Here is a 17720-nt window from a genome sequence, read left to right on the forward strand (position 1 = left end):
GGCATTTGCCTTTTCCTTTTTCAATCATGTAAACTGTTCTTTCAAAGGATAAACGGGGGATTAAAATGCCGGAACTATTTAAAAGCTATACATTTGAAGATTATACGGTCAGAAAGGCGACGCCATATGATTCAGATACTGTCATCAGGATTTTACGCGATGCGGCCAAGTGGCTTATTGGTAAAGGGATTCATCAATGGGATTACTACTTGACGGATGAAGCGGCAGCGGAAATAAATGAAGCGGTTGAAACTGGAACAACCTATCTTGTGGTAGACCAGGACAATTGCGCAGTTGCTACATTTAATCTTTCCGCGGAACAAAGTGAGCTTGATACCAGTGTATGGGGTGATAGGAATGATAAGGCTCTCTACCTGCACAGGTTGGCAATCGACAAAAACTATCGCCACCAGCAAATCGGGAAAAAGCTCTTGGAATGGATTCTTGCTAATAGTCAGTTAGATGGCGGCGTGCTCCGCTTGGATTGTGTTGCGGATAACCCCGCTCTTAACCAGTTTTATCTGGATGTGGGGTTCACGTTTAGCGGTCATGCGCGGGCGAGAGAAATTACATTTTCCAAATACGAAAAAGCCTTTTAGGGGTACAAGCATTTATAGGCTTAGGCTTGACTTTGCAGCGGCATCCGTATATATTTAGACATATAATATAGGAAACGTTGATGAGGATTAGTACTTTTTGTCGTTTTTTCAAGAGAGGAAATGGCTGGTGAGAATTTCCAAAGACGCAAATGGAACCTGCCTCCTGAGTTCGCCGTCGGACGGGCTTTGCCGCCTTAAGACTGGCGCGGTGTTAAACCGTTATGATGGAAAGTGTGCAGCACGTACATGTTATTGCTGCAAACAAGGGTGGTACCACCAGACCTCGGTCCCTTTTTCAGGACGGAGGATTTTTTATTTATATAACTTTTTTGAACAAAGGAGTGTTTTCATTGGGTAAAAACAATAAACAATTTGTTGAAAAAATCACCTCCATGGAAGATGATTTTGCACAATGGTATACAGACGTTGTCAAACAGGCTGAGCTGGTCGATTATGGTGATGTCCGCGGAACGATGATCATTAAGCCATATGGGTTCGCCATCTGGGAAAATATCCGTGATGAACTCGATCGACGTTTCAAGGAGACAGGTCACTCGAACGTCTATTTCCCATTGTTCATTCCGGAAAGCATGCTGCAAAAAGAAAAAGATCATATTGAAGGCTTTGCACCGGAAGTGGCCTGGGTAACGCGCGGCGGTGAAGAAGAACTGGAAGAACGGATTTGTGTTCGCCCGACATCTGAAGTGCTTTTCGGGGAATATTATGCAAAAAATATTCATTCGTATCGTGACTTGCCGAAACTGTATAACCAGTGGAGCAACGTAGTCCGTTGGGAAAAAACAACACGACCGTTTCTCCGTTCACTGGAGTTTCTGTGGCAGGAAGGGCATACCGCTCATGCGACACAAGCGGATGCGGAAAAAGAGACAGCACAAATGCTCGACATTTATGCTGAAATCTGTGAGCACTATCTGGCATTCCCTGTTTTGCGCGGGAAGAAGACGGAGAAAGAAAAATTTGCCGGTGCAGAATATACATTGACAATCGAAAGTCTGATGCATGATGGCAAAGCATTGCAATCCGGCACATCACACTATTTTGGAACCGGGTTTGCCGAAGCGTTCGACATTCGCTATCTGGATAAAAACGGGGAGCAGCAGCCGATTCATCAGACATCATGGGGCATGTCCACCCGGATCATGGGTGCGCTGATCATGGTGCACGGGGATAACCGCGGTTTAGTGGTTCCACCGAGAATTGCGCCGACACAGGCGATGATTGTGCCGGTTGCCCAGCATAAAGAAGGGGTGCTGGATAAAGCATACGACCTGCGCGACCAGCTGCAAAACTTAGTTCGTGTTGATATTGATGGCAGTGATAAGAAGCCAGGCTGGAAGTTTAACGAATATGAAATGCAAGGAATTCCTGTCCGGATTGAGATGGGACCGAAAGATATTGAAAATGAGCAGGTAGTTCTCGTCCGGCGGGATACCGGTGAGAAGGAGTTCGTACCATTAAGTGACCTGGAAAAACGGCTGCCGGCTCTGCTTGAAGAAGTACAGCAAAACCTTTATAACAGAGCCCAGGCGCATCTTGATGAGGCCACCTCAACGGCTGCTAATATGGACGAGTTCAAACAGGCATTGGATGAAAATCCGGGATTCATCAAAGCCATGTGGTGTGGTGATACGGAGTGTGAAGAGCAAATCAAGGACGAAACCTCTGCAACATCACGCTGTATCCCATTTGAACAGGAACAGGTTTCCGACTCTTGCGTGTGCTGCGGAAAAGAAGCAAAAGAAATGGTCTACTGGGCAAGAGCATATTAAAGAAAAAATCGGGCGCTGATATAATCAGCCGCCCGATTTTTTTATCAACCGGAAAAGGACAAGAATCAACCGGAAAAGGACAAGAATCAACCGGAAAAGGACAAGAATCAACCGGAAAAGGACAAGAATCAACCGGAAAAGGACAAGAATCAACCGGAAAAGGACAAGAATCAACCGAAAAAGGACAAGAATCAACCGGAAACCAAATTTTTAATTTATTTTCAAAATACGCTTGTTTTTTTATTGCTTTCCGTGTTATAAATATACATACTAATTAATAAATATACAAAAACATGAATAAAAAGGGAGCGGATCATGATGAAAAAAATAATGGGGGCAGTGCTGATAGTTGTGGCTTTCATGTTTATATTGACGGCTTGTGGAAGTGGTAGTGATAAGGCTAGCGGCAGTAAGGATACATCTTCCGGCGCAGATGGCAGTTCGGATTCCAGTGAAGAAAATATATTGAGAATGGCTACATCAGCTGATTTTCCACCGTTTGAATCCCGGACACCTGAAGGCGAATATGAAGGATTTGATATTGACTTAGCGAATCTGGTTGCTGAAGAGCTTGGTTACGAATTAAAAATAGAAGATATGAAGTTTGACGGGCTGATTGGCTCTTTGCAGTCTGGTCGGGTAGATATGGTTATGGCGGGCATGAGTACGACAGAAGATCGTAAAAAGAACGTGGATTTTTCGACTGAATACAATCGATCCGGTGAAATGTTCATTTCCAAACCTGACGCGGGAATTGACAGCCTGGAGGACTTAAAAGGGAAAACAGTCGGCGTTCAGCTGGGAACTATTCAGGAAGAAGGAGCTGAAAAACTGAAAGATGAGTATGGGTTTGAAGTAAAGAAACTGGACAGTGCAAACATTTTAATTCAGGAATTGAATTCCAGCCGAATTGATGTTGGCTACATGGATAAGTCAGTTGCTAAAGGATATGTGAAGGAACAGGGACTGGAAGGTTTTGATGACCCAACTACAAGCTCCCCTGGCATGGGTATTGCTTTCCCTAAAGGCAGCGAACTTGTAGACGATGTAAACAAGGTATTAAAGAAACTTGAAGAAAACGGCAAATTAGTAGAGCTTAAAGATAAATGGCTGTCAGAAGAATAATTTTTACAACAGAGAGACGGGGTGTTAAGGCATGAATTTGGATTTTAGCCAAATTGTGCCATGGATTCCTTTTATGCTGGAAGGGATATGGGTCACATTAAAATTTGTCAGTGTATGCATTATCGTTGGCTTTTTGCTTGGGACACTACTGGCTTTATGCAAAATCGCCAACATTCGAATTTTAAAAGGGATTGCAAATGTGTATACATCGATTTTCCGCGGAACGCCGTTGATTTTACAGCTGATGATTGTTTATTTTGCTATTCCGCAATTGACCGGGTATGATATATCTCCATTTTTATCAGCGATAGCAGCGTTTGGCCTTAATTCAGCTGCCTATGTGTCGGAAATTATCCGTGCCGGAATCCTGGCAGTGGATAAAGGACAGACAGAGGCGGCAGAAGCATTGGGAGTCCCGTATAAACCGATGATGCTTCAGATTATTTTGCCACAGGCGCTAAAGAATATATTGCCGGCACTCATGAATGAATTTATTACATTAACCAAAGAATCAGCCATTGTGTCAACGATCGGCTATCTTGATCTGATGCGCCGGGCACAAATTGTCGGTTCGGAATTATATCGGAATTTTGAGCCACTCCTGTTTGCAGGTGTTATTTACTGGGTGATGGTGTACGTCCTGACACAGGCAGGGAAAGTAGTGGAACGGAGGCTTCGTTACAGTGATTAAAGTAGAAAATATGTCAAAAGCGTTTGACGGGACAGAAGTGTTGAAAAATATATCGACCACCATTGAAAAAGGGGAAGTCGTTGCCGTTATCGGACCGTCTGGATCAGGAAAATCCACGTTTCTTCGGTGCCTGAATCTTTTGGAGGAGCCGACGAGTGGGAGCATATCGGTTGAACAGAAGGAAATCACAGGTCCGTCTGTTTCTAAAATGGATGTGCGCAAACAAATCGGTATGGTGTTTCAACACTTTCATTTATTTCCTCATATGACGGTCTTGGAAAACGTAACGTATGCGCCAAAAAAGGTAAATAATCGCAGCAAAGAGGAAGCGGATACGCATGCCAAAGATCTGATTGCGAAGGTTGGCCTATCAGACAAGCTTGATGCTTATCCGAACCGGCTTTCCGGCGGGCAGAAACAGCGTGTCGCTATTGCCAGGGCACTGGCCATGGAGCCTGAGGTCATGCTGTTTGATGAACCGACATCAGCACTCGATCCGGAAATGGTCAATGAAGTGCTCGAAGTGATGAAAGATCTGGCGCAGACAACCGGAATGACGATGGTAATTGTGACGCATGAAATGGGCTTTGCCAAAGAGGCGGCTGATCGTATACTGTTTCTCGATGAAGGCGTGTTGATGGAGGAGACCGCTCCGGATACCTTTTTTGAACAACCAAACTCAGACAGGGCAAAGGAATTTTTAGAGAAGATACTTTAGATAAAGGGCTGTCCTGGAATCACTGGGACAGCCTTTATGTATGAAGCAGCCGTTCAATGTCTTGATTCAATTTTTCCGGTTTTGTCTGTGGCGCGAAACGTTTTACCACACCACCGTTTTGGTCGACAAGAAATTTGGTGAAGTTCCATTTAATTTGTTTCGTAACTATGCCTTTTGCCTGTTTTGTCAGGTAAACAAACAGCGGGTGGGCATTGCTGCCTTTCACATCAATTTTACTGAACATCGGAAACGTCACGCCGTAATGTTGCTGGCAAAAGGAGGAAATTTCTTCATTTGATCCTGGGTCTTGCTGATGAAACTGATTGCATGGGAAGCCAAGTACTGTAAATCCTTTATCCTTATAGTCATCGTACAGCTTTTGCAGGCCGTCCAGCTGTGGGGTGAACCCGCATTCACTGGCTGTATTGACAATGAGAAGAACCTTGCCTTCATAGTCGGCCAGTGATTCATTCTCTCCGTCGATGGTTGTCGCATGGAAATTATGTACAGTAATTGTGGATCCCCTCCTTTTTACAGAGATTACTAAATGTAGGTGAATGTTGTCAAAAAATTAAAGCAACGATTTGCTTCTTATATAGAAGTATGATGAGCAGAAGCCCAAAATGCTGAAGTTCACAGTGAATCCGATAAAGTTCACAAGCTATATGCTAAAGTTCACAATGAAATCGCTGAAGTTCACCCAAAAAACGCCAAAGTTCACATTCAAAAGAGGTACAGGGCAGTTTTTAACCAAAAAAAGAACCGGCTACCGCCGATTCTTTTCCCTCTATTTATCATGCTTCTTGTTTAGTCTGGTTTTCTTCCTCGATAATCGCAAGTCTGCGCTCAATCTCATCCTGGGATAAGTTGTGCTCTCGGACATACAGATTATCTCGGCTTACCCGGCATTCATGGGTACAGCCGCGCATATATTTGTGCTCGTTTTCTTCTGAACAAATGATTTGTTTGTTGCATGACGGGTTGGCGCAGTTCACGTAGCGTTCACATGGTTGGCTGTCAAAATAATCTTTGCCGACGACAACATGCTCGTTCTGGTTAATAGGTACAGAAATGCGCTCGTCAAACACGTAGCATTTTCCATCCCATAGTTCGCCCTGTACTTCCGGATCTTTGCCATACGTGACAATGCCGCCGTCCAGCTGATTGACGTCTTTAATACCTTCTTCCATCAGCCAGCCGGTGAATTTTTCACAGCGGATGCCACCTGTACAGTAGGTGAGCACTTTTTTGCCTTCCAATTTATCCTTGTTTTCGCGGATCCAGTCCGGCAAATCGCGGAATGTCTCGATATCGGGGCGGATAGCACCGCGGAAGTGTCCAAGGTCATATTCATAATCATTGCGCGCGTCCAGAATAACGGTCTCTTCTTCCTGCATCGTTTCATAAAATTCCTTCGGTGACAGAAACTTGGCTGTCTTTTCTAGTGGACTGACAGCTTCGTCCTCGTTCATCCTCAGGCTGACGATTTCCGGACGATGCCGCACATGCATTTTTTTAAAGGCGTGACCATCGTGCTTGTCGACTTTAAATGTCATGTCCGCAAACCGGGAATCCTGGTGCATGGCTTCCATATAAGCTTCTGTCTGCTCAACGGTTCCGGATACCGTGCCGTTTAGCCCTTCCTCAGCCACGAGAATCCGGCCTTTGAGTCCAAGATCCTGACAAAAAGCCAGATGTTCTTCTGAAAATGCCACCGGATCTTCAATCGGGACAAATTTATAGTACAGCAAGACTTGATAGTTGCTATCCTGTTCCATTGTATTACCACCTGTCATTCATATTTGCAAGATACAAATGCGAGGTTGATATTCGATTTTAAATCTTGCGGAGCTTATTATATCAATGTTTTGCTTATTACTCAAATTGAATTCGTCTGCAGGCTTGGTTTTTTAATCGCAAATGAATCCACGTTTTTAAAAATAAAATCAAGTTAAACCTTGCATTTCTCTGAATAATTGCGTATACTAAGTATTAGCAAATGACATTGAAATGAGTAATACTTTACGATCCCTTTAACAAGTGGTGTAAAAGTGCTTATGGTTCAATTACTTTGCACATATTTGTATAAGGAGGTCGTTTAATATGATGACTGGTACAGTAAAATGGTTCAACGCTGAAAAAGGCTTTGGTTTCATTGAGCGCGAAGAGGGAGACGACGTATTCGTTCACTTCTCAGCAATCAACCAGGAAGGCTTCAAAACGCTTGAAGATGGTCAAAACGTTGAATTCGAAATCGTTGAAGGCAACCGCGGACCACAAGCGGCTAATGTTACAGTTGCATAATCGATTATGATATAAAAAGGTTTATCTCTTTGTGAGGTAAGCTTTTTTTATTTAGGAAAGATTGCGTGTCATATTTAGATCATTGAAGTCAATCCTTTACGTCATTGTTGGGAAAATAAATTTCATCCTCTGTCATCGTACTGTGATATTGTGTGTATTGGAGACGGCTCAGTATGAATAAATACTACTTGAGCTCAGGGGTTGCAATTTTTTATATAATAACGTATACTTAGCGTTAGCAAATGAAATTGAAATTAGTAATACTTTACGATCTCTTTTACAAGTGGTGTAAAAGTATCTATGGTTCAATTACTTTGCGCATCATATTGTTTAAGGAGGTCGTTTACTATGTTGAACGGTACAGTAAAATGGTTTAACGCAGAAAAAGGTTTCGGTTTTATCGAGCGTGAAGAAGGAGACGATGTATTCGTACATTTCTCTGCAATCAACGCAGAAGGCTTCAAGACTCTTGAAGATGGCGAAAACGTTGAATTCGAAATCGTTGAAGGAAATCGTGGCCCACAAGCAGCTAACGTAACTCGTCTATAATAAGGTGCGTCTTTAAGCAATGGCTTATCGGACGCCCACTATAGATGTTTTCCTTAAAAAAGGTTTATCTCACGCGTGAGATAAACCTTTTTTCATATGCTGAAACTATATATGCGGGTTTAGATGCGGTACATCAGAAAAACCTGAAATGGGGGGATTTCATGGGTCAATCATTTCGCTGGCACCGGGAAGCTGAAGCGCAATGGGATGAACGTGTGGACTTTTGGAACGAACGAAGCAGGAACATGTGGAATAACGGCAGCAGAAAAGACATTATCCCGTTTATTGATCACCATTTGAAAAAAGGCAGCAGTATATTAGATATTGGCTGTGCCGATGGCTATGGCTCGTATAAACTGCATCAAAGCGGATACGATGTAACCGGCATCGACTTGTCAGGTGAAATGATCCGCCGGGCGCGAGAAGGACTTCAGTACACTGGGATTGAATTTTTGCAGGGGGATGCCTGTGATCTTCCAGCTCCATCCAGTAGTGCGGACGGATTGATGGCGATTAATGTTTTGGAATGGACCGAATCACCGAACGATGCACTGCAAGAGTTTTCCCGAGTGCTGAAAAATGATGGGGTCTTGTTTGCGGGAATTCTCGGACCGACGGCAGGCCCGCGGAAAAACAGTTATCCTCGTCTTCATGGTCAACCGTCAATTTGCAATACCATGATGCCGTGGGAGTTTCGTCAGCTTGCTTCTGAATATGGATTCACCTATGATGATGGGTTTGGCGTATACAAAGAAAATGTTGCAGCAGATCATCTGAAAGGGCTGCCTGAAGAGCTTAAACAAGCGTTAACATTCATGTGGGTGTTCATGCTGCGAAGGGCAGGGAAAGGCAATGGCTGAAAGTGAAAAAGATAAGCAGATTATTGAACGTTACCAGCAGGATGAAAAAATGATGATTCTCGTTTATGCACAGTGGTGCATCAATCATGACCTTGATCCAAAAGCGTTATATGAACGTGCCTACCCCGGTCAAAGGGAGAATGAGGCGTTGCAGGTAGCGCTGGAATTAACCGTCACGAAACAGGAGTCAGATGAAATACCTGATGAAACAGTAATTCAGGTATTGCAGGCATTTGGCAACGACGATCTCGCATTTGCGGTGCAGGAACAAATCGACAGACGCAAAGGGGCGAACGGATGATGGAATGGTACATAAAAACGTTTGGCGAATTATCGAATGAAGAACTGTATGCGATTTTGAAATTGCGGGTGGAAGTGTTCGTGGTGGAACAAGATTGCCCGTATCCGGAGCTGGATGACTATGACCAGGCGTCCGTTCATTATTTTTTGAAAGTGAATAACGAGATTGCAGCCAACGTCCGTATTGTGCCAGCGGGGACGAAATATTCGGAGGCATCGATTGGCAGAGTTGTCGTTAATCCAACATTCCGTGGCTGTGGGTATGGCCAGGAAATAATGCGAAAGGCGATAGACTACACGGCCACGGTTCTGGCTGAGCCTCGCATTAAAATCCAGGGTCAGGAATATTTAGAGCGGTTTTATACAGAACTTGGATTTAAAAAGATATCCGAGTCTTATCTAGAGGATGGAATTCCCCATATTGACATGATTTGGGAGCGCGGATAACGTATCATTCATTAGCATTGACACATAGTATGGTTAGCGATTCATTTTTTGAATGGAGGCTGACGGCTATGATGACAAAAGATCAGCTCGCACAATGCAAAAACGCTTTATTGGAACGGCAGAATGAGCTAATCGACCAAGTACAGGGGCATTTTGGAACTTCCCTTGAACTGACGAAACAATCAATGGACGAATTGTCCAATTATGATAACCATCCGGGCGACGCGGGGACTGAGCTGTTTGAGCGGCAAAAAGATGTTGCTCTCAACGAACATGCGGAGCAGGAATTGAAGGAAATAAATGCAGCACTCCATGCCATTGAAGATGGGACATACGGCATTTGCAGAGAATGTGGTGAGGATATTCCATTTGAGCGGCTGGAGGCAATGCCGACAGCAGATCGTTGTTTTGAGCATGCGGAGAACGATCATCTGATGAATGATCGGCCAATAGAAGAAGGTGTATTCAGTCCGAACATTAATCCAGATGAAGTGACTCCTGAAGAGCAAACAGCTTATGATGCTGAAGACGCATGGCAGGATGTGAGCCGGTATGGCACTTCAGAAACCCCGTCTGATTTGTATGGTGACCAAGAGCATTATAATGAAATGTATGTCAACAGTGATGAACATGTTGGAAGTGTTACGGATGAAGAAAGCTTTCTGGCAGCCGATCAGGAAGGGAAATTCACAGGACCAGCCCCGAATCATCAGCAGTATGAAGAGGAATAAAAGGATGGAATTTAGCATGTTTTTTGCAAGAGATGCGGCACGGATGGAACCTGATAGCTTTGTAATCCGTACAGTATCCTAAGAGGTGATAATTATGGAAGATAATAATCGTGGCTGTGTTAAATGTGGAAGCACGGATGCCGAACAGAAAGAAGTGGCCATGTCAGGGACAGGCCTATCCAAAATGTTTGATGTGCAAAACAACCAGTTCCTTGTCGTCTCATGCAAGAACTGTGGCTACTCTGAGTTTTACAATAAGAAAAGCTCGGCCGGAAGTAATATTTTTGACTTTTTCTTCGGGTGAAATAACATATCAGAAAAACGCTTGGTTGGCTATTGTGGACCAAGCGTTTTTTGGTTGAAAAAGCTTCTATCGTCCAAACTACCCCTCCTAGTCATTGGCAAAGGTCTTGAGAAGGCCTCTCGAAACCAAAAGCCTCTGAAAATCACTGGAAAAGGTCTCGAGAAGGGTTCTCGAGACCAAAAAGCCTCTGAAAATCACTGGAAAAGGTCTTGAGAAAGGCTCTCGAGACCAAAAAGCCTCTGAAAATCACTGGAAAAGGTCTCGAGAAGGGTTCTCGAAACCAAAAGGCCTCTCAAAATCACTGGCAAAGGTCTCGAGAAAGGCTCTCGAAGCCAAAAAGCCTCTGAAAATCACTGGAAAGGGTCTTGAGAAGGCCTCTCGAGACCAAAAAGCCTCTGAAAATCACTGGAAAAGGTCTCGAGAAGGCCTCTCGAAACCAAAAAGCCTCTCAAAGTCACTGGAAAGGGTCTTGAGAAGACTTCTCAAAACCAAAAGCCTCTCAAAGTCACTGGAAAAGGTCTCGAGAAGGGTTCTCGAAACCAAAAAGCCTCTCAAAGTCACTGGAAAAAGGTTTCGAGAAGGCCTCTCGAAGCCAAAAAGCCTCTGAAAATCACTGGAAAAGGTCTTGAGAAGGCCTCTCGAAACCAAAAAGCCTCTCAAAGTCACTGGAAAGGGTCTTGAGAAGACTTCTCGAGACCAAAAGGCCTCTCAAAATCACTGGGAAGGGTCTTGAGAAGGCCTCTCGAAACCAAAAAGCCTCCCAAAGTCACTGGAAAAGATCTTGAGAGACAAATTCTCATGCTTTCATGCTGTTTGTTGGCATGTGACACTCTTGTTCAATTGGTTAATACCCTTGAAACATTGATCCCATTATGTTCCCGATAAGCGACTCCGCAAATGCTTGTGCGAAAACCCCAAACGCTAGTATTGCCAGCATATATAACCCGAGCAGGATATAAATTCGATCGAGTCCTTCCGGTGACTGTTCCATCAGAATAAAGGTCGGTGCATTCATCAAAATTCCCAGTATGCTAATGAAAATGAGCAGCCCCGCCAATACAGACAGGCCAATCAGTGAAAAGACGATGGCAATGGCATACAGTAAGGCGAACGGCACCAAATACGCCCCATATTTAGCAAGCACATCCGGAAACGTGACAGCCTGAGCAGCAAGTTTTGTTCCGGCAAATGTCAGCCCTGCCATGAGAATTTGTAATAGGATGAAAACGATAAAAGGCAGGAGGAGGCTGTCGATTAGCGATACATTCATGAAAAAGCCTGCTGAAATGGACTGGATAACGAAATGATAGCTTAATGCAACCAGTAACGCGAATAAAATGATAACGATAATGCTGGAACTGACATCGGTGTGGTTTGCTTTTTTGGCGATACTCGGGTTCTTAAAAAGGGTGCTGCAAAAGTGACTGAAATTTGCCCCGATTGTTTTCAGTTTTTCGGCTGTGTCACTGTCTGTTTCTTTGTCATGACTGACTAGAGAACCGTCGGCTGGTTCTGCTGTTTCGCTGCTTTCCGAATCCGTTTCACTTTTGTGTGCAGTTCCCGGAATCAGCTGTGATCCGCAATTAGTACAGAATTTCCCCTCCGCCGATTCCTGGCCGCATGAAGGACAATGCATGTGATTTCACTTCCTTTTCCGTTGTTTTATTAAAAGTGCTATAGTACTTCCTGTGTCATACTATAACATGTTTAAGAGTGAAGGAGAAAAATCTGCGTGTCTGGGAGGGTTAAATAAAAATGACTTGCAGCTTATAGCTGCAAGTCTGTCATCCGGATGTTTTATCACGCATTAACGGGCTGTAAAACCCCAACTGAATGAAGTTTTACTTTATGATTCTTCTCGTTCTACAAGTTCCAGTGAAATGGTTTGCGGCTTGCCGTTACGGTAAATTTCCAGTTCAACGGTGTCACCGACTTTCGTTTCACTGTACATGAATTTTCGCAAGTCGAGCAGTGTTTTGACTTTGTTGCCATTGATTTTTGTAATGACGTCAAATTGCTGCAGGCTGGCATTGTCCGCAGGTGATCCGGGTTCAACCTGTGCGATGACCATTCCGCCTTCCACATCTTCCGGCAGCTGAACCTGGTCACGGTATTGCGGTGGAACCTGGCTGACGGATGCTGTACTGATTCCGATGTAAGGGCGTGCCACTTTGCCATCATTTGCGAGCTGTTTGATGACAGGAAGCGCGGAGTCGATTGGGATAGCAAAGCCAATACCTTCAACTTCGCGGCGGGCTATTTTCATGGAGTTTATCCCTACGACTTCCCCGTCGGCGTTAATGAGTGCACCACCGCTGTTTCCAGGGTTTATGGCTGCATCTGTCTGAATTACTTCGGTTATCCAATCCGGTCGTCTGTCACCATTGGTATCCACACTTATGGAACGTTCCAAGCCACTGATAATGCCCTTCGTTACCGAGTTGGCAAAATTCATCCCCAGCGGGTTGCCGATTGCAATGGCCGTATCACCAACCTGCAGATCATCTGAAGAGCCAAGTTTTGCAACGGTATCGACTTTACTGCCGTCAACCCGAAGTACTGCCAAATCGGTTAACCGGTCGGAGCCGAGCACTTCCGCTTTCAGGCGCTCATCATTATTCATAACAATTTCTACTTCTTTTGCACCTTTAACAACATGGTGGTTCGTTACGACATAGGCATTGCCGTCTTCTTTTTTATAAATGATGCCGGAACCAGCGCCGGATTTTTCACTCTGTTCCCAGATGCTCCGCTGCTGCATTCGTACGACACCAACGACTGCTTTGGTGGCTTCCTGCATGTTGCCTGCAACATCTGCGTCACCGGATGTTATCGTCTCAGCGATATCTGGTGTTCCTGAATCGCCGTTTTCCGCTGAAGCGGATGAAGAGCTGCTGCCGTCGTCACCGTTAACTGGAAGGATATTCGTTGTAAACAGCATTGTAACAACCACTGCTGATACCACTGCCCCAACCAGTGCACTGGCGAATTTTCCCTTGCTATTTTTCTTCCTCGGAGCTTCAGAATGCTGAGATGTTTTCTGTCTCGCTGTTTGGGCAATGCCTCCTTCTGTTTCCCGGTTAGTTGAATTGTTTTCAGACTGTCCGTCATGGTTATGTTCATTGAATTCATTCTGATTATCGTTCCGTTCCATGAATTCATCACCTCGCATGTTAAAGATTATTGCAATAGCAATGATAGGGTGTACATTTGGTATGAATTTGGCATTATAATGGCAGAAATGTGTAAATTGCTTTTTAGTGGTTGTCCATCCTCCTTTTTGAACATGCACGTTTCACTGTTCACCTACCCAATATTATGTAAAAATAATCATAAGAACGCAATAGATGGAGGGCCTGTCTATGACGAATCATATTGGTGTTGTGGAAGACGATACAAATATCCAGAACATTGTTTCCGCCTATTTGAAGAAAGAAGGTTTTGAGATAACCGTAATGGAATCCGCTGAACAAGCATGGGAGCTTTGGGAGACCCAGCCGCCTGACATGTGGATACTTGATATTATGCTTCCTGGCATGGATGGCTATGAATTTTGTAAAAAAATACGCCAGGAAACGGATGACGTTCCAATTATTATCATTTCGGCGAAAGATGAAGAATTTGATAAAATTCTTGGACTGGAGCTGGGCGGTGATGACTACTTGACCAAGCCATTCAGCCCAAGGGAATTGGTTGCCCGGGTTAAACGTGTGTTTAAGCGTGCGAATGTGAAAGACGGTGAAACTACAGATGCAGGTGATAAACTGAAAGCCGGTAATCTCCTGATCCATCAGGGCGAACGTCGAATCTTCTGGCATGGTGTGGAGCAGGATGTCACGACAAAGGAATTTGATTTATTATATTTGCTGGCAGCGAACACAAATAGGGCTTTCTCCCGGGAGGAACTTTTGGTAAAGGTCTGGGGCGAAGATTACTTTGGCAGTGACCGTGCCGTTGATGATCTTGTCAAACGAATCCGCAAAAAATTGACGGCTGTTCCCCTTGAGACTGTCTGGGGCTATGGGTACCGGATGCGCAGTGACGAGGTTGAGCAATGAAACTGCAATCACAGCTGAATCTGGCATTTACGACCCTTTTACTGGTTATCCTTACAGCTGCTGGGTTTGTCATTTATTCCATGATTCTCGACATGCTGATAGAGGATGAACGTGCCGAATTAAAACAAAAGGGTGAACTGCTTGTTGAAGTGCTGAATGAACAGTACAGGTCACAGGAGAGTATTCAGGGGTTTCGTGATTTTCTGCAGCAGCAGGATCTGCAGCTTTTCCTTTATGACCGCAGGCAGGACAGGGTGCTCTTTTCAACCATGCCGGACCATTACGTGCAAGGGTTCTCCTCGAATCAGTATTTTGCGGATAATCAGGGAAATTTATGGGAAGCAGGCAGCAGCAAATTTGTGACATCACGGATTTTGTTTTACCCGGAAAGTACAGGCCTTGAACTGATTTTATTGACGCCACTCAACGATTTGCAAGCCATTCAGCAAGATTTTTTCAGACGGCTGGTCATCGTGTTTCTTATCGGTACCATTGCGGCAGTGCTGCTCAGCTACTTTTTAACCAAAAAGCTAGTCACCCCGCTGACAAAATTGAAAAAACAGCTAAAGAAAATTGAAAAGCGCAAGTTTAATGAACTGGAGCCAATTAAGGCAACAGGGGAAATTAAGGAAGTGGAGCAGAGCGTATACGATATGGCCGCTGAACTTGAACGGTACATGCAATCACAGCAGGCCTTTTTTCAGAATGCCAGTCATGAGCTGAAAACACCGCTGATGACGATTCAGGGCTATGCGGAAGGGATCCGGGACAAAGTCTTTGATGAGGCCGATCAGGAAAAAGGGCTGGAAATGATGGTAACAGAAGTAGAACGGCTCAAAAAAATTATTAATGAAATGATTCTTTTGGCGAAACTGGATAGTGACCGATCAACCTATCATCCGGAGAAAATACAGGCCTCTGAGCTGATTGATCAAGTGTTGGATAGGGCTTTGCCGATCGTAAACGACAATGGGGTGAAATTGCAACCGGAAGTGGATAACCAAGTGCAATTTACGGCTGATGCAGAGAAGTTTTTGCAGGCACTGCTCAATCTGACGTTCAATGCCATCCGGCACGCCCATTCCCGGGTGGATATAACCGTAACAGAGGATAAGATTACTATTGAGGATGATGGGGAAGGGATTTCTAAGGAGCTGGTTCCGCATATTTTTCACCGGTTTGTGAAAGGTAAAACTGGAGAGACTGGCCTAGGATTAGCCATTGCCCGGGCCATTATTGAGCAGTCCGGCGGGAAAATAATGGTGCGTGACTCGGATCTCGGCGGAGCCAAGTTTATTGTCATTTTGCCTAAGTGAATAATTATGATACAATAGGATAGTTTTGAGTAATCCTTAACGAATAGAGGAGCGTACGTTATGCAATTAAGAGAAGATATCCGCAACATCGCTATTATCGCCCACGTTGACCATGGCAAGACAACACTTGTTGATCAGATGCTGAAATATTCGGGGACATTTCATGAACATGAACAAGTGGATGAACGTGCTATGGACTCGGACGATATTGAACGGGAGCGGGGCATTACGATTTTGTCCAAAAATACGGCAATCCGCTATAATGATACAACCATCAATATCCTTGATACACCGGGCCACGCTGACTTTGGCGGAGAAGTGGAACGCATCATGAAAATGGTCGATGGTGTACTGCTGGTGGTTGACGCTTACGAAGGCTGTATGCCGCAGACCCGTTTTGTTTTGAAAAAAGCACTCGATCAGAAACTGACACCAATTGTGGTGCTTAATAAAATAGATCGTCCAAATGCCCGTCCGAACGAGGTCATTGATGAAGTGCTGGATTTATTTATTGAACTCGGAGCGGATGATGAGCAACTGGAATTTCCAGTGAAATATGCCTCGGCATTGAACGGAACATCCGGTGATGAACCGGAAGAGCAAGAAGAAACGATGGATCCTGTTTTCACAGAGATTATGGATCATATACCAGCACCGGCTGATACCTCCGATGAACCGCTGCAATTTCAGGTTACATTGCTGGACTACAATGATTATGTAGGCCGGATTGGCATCGGGCGGGTCGTCCGCGGAAAAATCAGTGTCGGCCAGCAAGTAGTGGTCCTGAAGAAAGATGGAACACAAAAGTCATTCCGTATCAGCAAATTATTCGGATTTATCGGCTTGAAACGAACGGAGATTAAAGAAGCAGCGGCCGGGGATATTGTTGCCATCTCAGGGATGGATGATATTAATGTCGGGGAAACCATTTGCCCGCAAGATCACCCGGAAGGACTGCCGTGGCTGCGTATTGACGAACCGACACTGCAAATGACGTTTGTTACGAATAACAGCCCATTTGCCGGCCGGGAAGGCAGCTATATTACGTCACGTCAAATTGAAGAACGGTTAATGAAGCAATTGGAAACTGACGTCAGTCTGCGGGTAGAGCAGACGGAATCACCTGATGCCTGGACGGTTTCCGGACGCGGTGAATTGCACCTGTCTATTTTGATTGAAAACATGCGTCGTGAAGGTTTTGAACTGCAATTATCAAAACCTCAGGTCATTATCAAAGAAATCGACGGACAGAAATGCGAACCGGTTGAACACGTGCAAGTGGATGTACCGGAAGATTATACAGGTCCAGTGATGGAGGCCCTCGGTGCACGCAAAGGTGAAATGCTTGATATGGTCAACCAGGGCAATGGCCAGGTTCGTCTGGAATTCCGAGTGCCATCACGCGGCCTGATCGGTTATGCGACTGAATTCATGTCCCAGACACGCGGCTATGGCATATTAAACCACTCGTTTGATGGTTACGAGCCGATTGCTAAAGGCCAGGTTGGCGGCCGCCGAGAAGGTGTGCTTGTCAGTCTTGAAGACGGCAAAGCAACTACCTATGGCATTATGCAGCTTGAGGATCGCGGCGTTATATTTGTCGAACCAGGAACAGATATTTATGCCGGCATGATTGTTGGAGAGCACAACCGTGAAAATGATTTGACCGTCAACGTCACAAAAGAAAAGCATCTGACAAACGTTCGCTCGGCAACGAAGGATCAGACGGCAACCATCCGGAAGACACGAGAACTGTCACTGGAGGAAGCACTGGAATATCTGAACGAAGACGAGTATTGCGAAGTAACACCGGAATCCATCCGTCTCCGCAAGAAAATTTTGGATAAAAGCGGACGTGAAAAAGCAGCGAAAAAATCGAAATTAGGATAAAATGATTTGAGGTACCCGGCAGAAGTTTTATGTGAACT

At 44.7% G+C, this 17720-nt stretch carries 20 protein-coding genes and 1 other annotated feature; of the genes, 16 read left to right on the top strand and 4 right to left on the bottom strand.

Going from position 1 to position 17720, the window contains the following annotated elements; all coding sequences use genetic code 11:
* Positions 1 to 65: 65 nt before the first annotated feature.
* The 6 genes from ACFSUO_RS03620 to ACFSUO_RS03645 all read left to right on the top strand — a co-directional run bounded on the left by ACFSUO_RS03620 (position 66) and on the right by ACFSUO_RS03645 (position 4923).
* The gene (locus ACFSUO_RS03620; protein ID WP_382391181.1) at positions 66 to 599 is read left to right on the top strand and encodes a GNAT family N-acetyltransferase; all 534 of its coding nucleotides are present in this window, start codon (positions 66 to 68) and stop codon (positions 597 to 599) included.
* A gap of 68 nt (positions 600 to 667) precedes the next feature.
* Positions 668 to 894 (top strand) — a binding site (T-box leader).
* 55 nt (positions 895 to 949) lie between these two features.
* Positions 950 to 2389, top strand: a complete 1440-nt coding sequence (proS, locus tag ACFSUO_RS03625; RefSeq protein ID WP_382391183.1) for a proline--tRNA ligase — start codon at positions 950 to 952, stop codon at positions 2387 to 2389.
* Positions 2338 to 2667 carry a hypothetical protein gene (locus tag ACFSUO_RS03630; protein WP_382391185.1) on the top strand — a complete coding sequence of 110 codons (330 nt, stop codon included), beginning with the start codon at positions 2338 to 2340 and terminating at the stop codon, positions 2665 to 2667. The genes proS and ACFSUO_RS03630 overlap by 52 nt, the downstream gene beginning before the upstream one ends.
* 37 nt (positions 2668 to 2704) lie before the next feature.
* Positions 2705 to 3514: a transporter substrate-binding domain-containing protein gene (locus ACFSUO_RS03635; protein WP_382391187.1), complete on the top strand. Its 810-nt coding sequence runs from the start codon at positions 2705 to 2707 to the stop codon at positions 3512 to 3514.
* Positions 3515 to 3545: 31 nt separating this feature from the next.
* Entirely contained in the window at positions 3546 to 4205 is a 660-nt protein-coding gene (locus ACFSUO_RS03640; RefSeq protein WP_382391189.1) for an amino acid ABC transporter permease, read from the top strand.
* Entirely contained in the window at positions 4198 to 4923 is a 726-nt protein-coding gene (locus tag ACFSUO_RS03645) for an amino acid ABC transporter ATP-binding protein (protein ID WP_382391191.1), read from the top strand. Before ACFSUO_RS03640 ends, ACFSUO_RS03645 begins: the two co-directional genes overlap by 8 nt.
* 34 nt (positions 4924 to 4957) lie before the next feature.
* Here the strand turns inward: ACFSUO_RS03645 and ACFSUO_RS03650 are convergent, their stop codons facing one another.
* Positions 4958 to 5437: a glutathione peroxidase gene (locus tag ACFSUO_RS03650; protein ID WP_382391335.1), complete on the bottom strand. Its 480-nt coding sequence runs from the start codon at positions 5435 to 5437 to the stop codon at positions 4958 to 4960.
* A 280-nt stretch (positions 5438 to 5717) separates the two neighbouring features.
* On the bottom strand, positions 5718 to 6701 hold the full coding sequence (gene trhO, locus ACFSUO_RS03655; RefSeq protein ID WP_382391193.1) for an oxygen-dependent tRNA uridine(34) hydroxylase TrhO: 984 nt from the start codon (positions 6699 to 6701) through the stop codon (positions 5718 to 5720).
* A gap of 325 nt (positions 6702 to 7026) precedes the next feature.
* On the opposite strand from trhO, the gene ACFSUO_RS03660 reads away from it, so the two are divergent.
* From ACFSUO_RS03660 to ACFSUO_RS03690, 7 genes are all read left to right on the top strand, one after another.
* On the top strand, positions 7027 to 7227 hold the full coding sequence (locus ACFSUO_RS03660) for a cold shock domain-containing protein (protein WP_176960901.1): 201 nt from the start codon (positions 7027 to 7029) through the stop codon (positions 7225 to 7227).
* Positions 7228 to 7575: 348 nt separating this feature from the next.
* The gene (locus ACFSUO_RS03665) at positions 7576 to 7776 is read left to right on the top strand and encodes a cold shock domain-containing protein (RefSeq protein WP_382391195.1); all 201 of its coding nucleotides are present in this window, start codon (positions 7576 to 7578) and stop codon (positions 7774 to 7776) included.
* 161 nt (positions 7777 to 7937) lie between these two features.
* On the top strand, positions 7938 to 8636 hold the full coding sequence (locus tag ACFSUO_RS03670) for a class I SAM-dependent methyltransferase (protein WP_382391197.1): 699 nt from the start codon (positions 7938 to 7940) through the stop codon (positions 8634 to 8636).
* Complete coding sequence (locus tag ACFSUO_RS03675; RefSeq protein WP_382391199.1) at positions 8629 to 8937, top strand: hypothetical protein; 309 nt, start codon at positions 8629 to 8631, stop codon at positions 8935 to 8937. Before ACFSUO_RS03670 ends, ACFSUO_RS03675 begins: the two co-directional genes overlap by 8 nt.
* A complete protein-coding gene (locus ACFSUO_RS03680) occupies positions 8937 to 9383 on the top strand; it encodes a GNAT family N-acetyltransferase (protein WP_382391201.1) in 447 nt (148 codons plus the stop codon). Before ACFSUO_RS03675 ends, ACFSUO_RS03680 begins: the two co-directional genes overlap by 1 nt.
* A 68-nt stretch (positions 9384 to 9451) precedes the next feature.
* Positions 9452 to 10114 carry a TraR/DksA C4-type zinc finger protein gene (locus ACFSUO_RS03685; RefSeq protein WP_382391203.1) on the top strand — a complete coding sequence of 221 codons (663 nt, stop codon included), beginning with the start codon at positions 9452 to 9454 and terminating at the stop codon, positions 10112 to 10114.
* A 94-nt stretch (positions 10115 to 10208) separates the two neighbouring features.
* Positions 10209 to 10418, top strand: coding sequence for a zinc ribbon domain-containing protein (locus tag ACFSUO_RS03690; RefSeq protein ID WP_382391205.1), 210 nt, complete (start codon positions 10209 to 10211; stop codon positions 10416 to 10418).
* Between the two features lie 844 nt (positions 10419 to 11262).
* Here ACFSUO_RS03690 and ACFSUO_RS03695 read toward each other — a convergent pair.
* Positions 11263 to 12054: a zinc ribbon domain-containing protein gene (locus ACFSUO_RS03695; protein ID WP_382391207.1), complete on the bottom strand. Its 792-nt coding sequence runs from the start codon at positions 12052 to 12054 to the stop codon at positions 11263 to 11265.
* Positions 12055 to 12264: 210 nt separating this feature from the next.
* On the bottom strand, positions 12265 to 13572 hold the full coding sequence (locus tag ACFSUO_RS03700; protein WP_382391209.1) for a S1C family serine protease: 1308 nt from the start codon (positions 13570 to 13572) through the stop codon (positions 12265 to 12267).
* Positions 13573 to 13780: 208 nt separating this feature from the next.
* On the opposite strand from ACFSUO_RS03700, the gene ACFSUO_RS03705 reads away from it, so the two are divergent.
* From ACFSUO_RS03705 to typA, 3 genes are read left to right on the top strand one after another with little or no spacing between them, the layout of a single operon-like run.
* Entirely contained in the window at positions 13781 to 14476 is a 696-nt protein-coding gene (locus tag ACFSUO_RS03705) for a response regulator transcription factor (RefSeq protein WP_382391211.1), read from the top strand.
* A complete protein-coding gene (locus ACFSUO_RS03710) occupies positions 14473 to 15792 on the top strand; it encodes a sensor histidine kinase (protein ID WP_382391213.1) in 1320 nt (439 codons plus the stop codon). Before ACFSUO_RS03705 ends, ACFSUO_RS03710 begins: the two co-directional genes overlap by 4 nt.
* Before the next feature lie 60 nt (positions 15793 to 15852).
* Entirely contained in the window at positions 15853 to 17682 is a 1830-nt protein-coding gene (typA, locus tag ACFSUO_RS03715; protein ID WP_382391215.1) for a translational GTPase TypA, read from the top strand.
* Positions 17683 to 17720 lie beyond the last annotated feature (38 nt).

Origin of the sequence: Lentibacillus juripiscarius (assembly GCF_042685205.1) — a bacterium.
GTDB classification, from domain to species: Bacteria; Bacillota; Bacilli; order Bacillales; family Amphibacillaceae; genus Lentibacillus; species Lentibacillus juripiscarius.

What these genes read in the sequence shown, in the direction of transcription:
- ACFSUO_RS03665 (WP_382391195.1), top strand. Translation starts at nt 7,576, where the DNA reads ATGTTGAACGGTACAGTAAAATGGTTTAACGCAGAAAAAGGTTTCGGT.
- ACFSUO_RS03620 (WP_382391181.1), top strand. Translation starts at nt 66, where the DNA reads ATGCCGGAACTATTTAAAAGCTATACATTTGAAGATTATACGGTCAGA.
- ACFSUO_RS03690 (WP_382391205.1), top strand. Translation starts at nt 10,209, where the DNA reads ATGGAAGATAATAATCGTGGCTGTGTTAAATGTGGAAGCACGGATGCC.
- ACFSUO_RS03700 (WP_382391209.1), bottom strand. Translation starts at nt 13,572, where the DNA reads ATGGAACGGAACGATAATCAGAATGAATTCAATGAACATAACCATGAC.
- ACFSUO_RS03705 (WP_382391211.1), top strand. Translation starts at nt 13,781, where the DNA reads ATGACGAATCATATTGGTGTTGTGGAAGACGATACAAATATCCAGAAC.
- ACFSUO_RS03635 (WP_382391187.1), top strand. Translation starts at nt 2,705, where the DNA reads ATGATGAAAAAAATAATGGGGGCAGTGCTGATAGTTGTGGCTTTCATG.
- ACFSUO_RS03710 (WP_382391213.1), top strand. Translation starts at nt 14,473, where the DNA reads ATGAAACTGCAATCACAGCTGAATCTGGCATTTACGACCCTTTTACTG.
- ACFSUO_RS03675 (WP_382391199.1), top strand. Translation starts at nt 8,629, where the DNA reads ATGGCTGAAAGTGAAAAAGATAAGCAGATTATTGAACGTTACCAGCAG.
- ACFSUO_RS03670 (WP_382391197.1), top strand. Translation starts at nt 7,938, where the DNA reads ATGGGTCAATCATTTCGCTGGCACCGGGAAGCTGAAGCGCAATGGGAT.
- ACFSUO_RS03695 (WP_382391207.1), bottom strand. Translation starts at nt 12,054, where the DNA reads ATGCATTGTCCTTCATGCGGCCAGGAATCGGCGGAGGGGAAATTCTGT.
- ACFSUO_RS03680 (WP_382391201.1), top strand. Translation starts at nt 8,937, where the DNA reads ATGGAATGGTACATAAAAACGTTTGGCGAATTATCGAATGAAGAACTG.
- trhO (WP_382391193.1), bottom strand. Translation starts at nt 6,701, where the DNA reads ATGGAACAGGATAGCAACTATCAAGTCTTGCTGTACTATAAATTTGTC.
- typA (WP_382391215.1), top strand. Translation starts at nt 15,853, where the DNA reads ATGCAATTAAGAGAAGATATCCGCAACATCGCTATTATCGCCCACGTT.
- ACFSUO_RS03640 (WP_382391189.1), top strand. Translation starts at nt 3,546, where the DNA reads ATGAATTTGGATTTTAGCCAAATTGTGCCATGGATTCCTTTTATGCTG.
- ACFSUO_RS03660 (WP_176960901.1), top strand. Translation starts at nt 7,027, where the DNA reads ATGATGACTGGTACAGTAAAATGGTTCAACGCTGAAAAAGGCTTTGGT.
- ACFSUO_RS03685 (WP_382391203.1), top strand. Translation starts at nt 9,452, where the DNA reads ATGATGACAAAAGATCAGCTCGCACAATGCAAAAACGCTTTATTGGAA.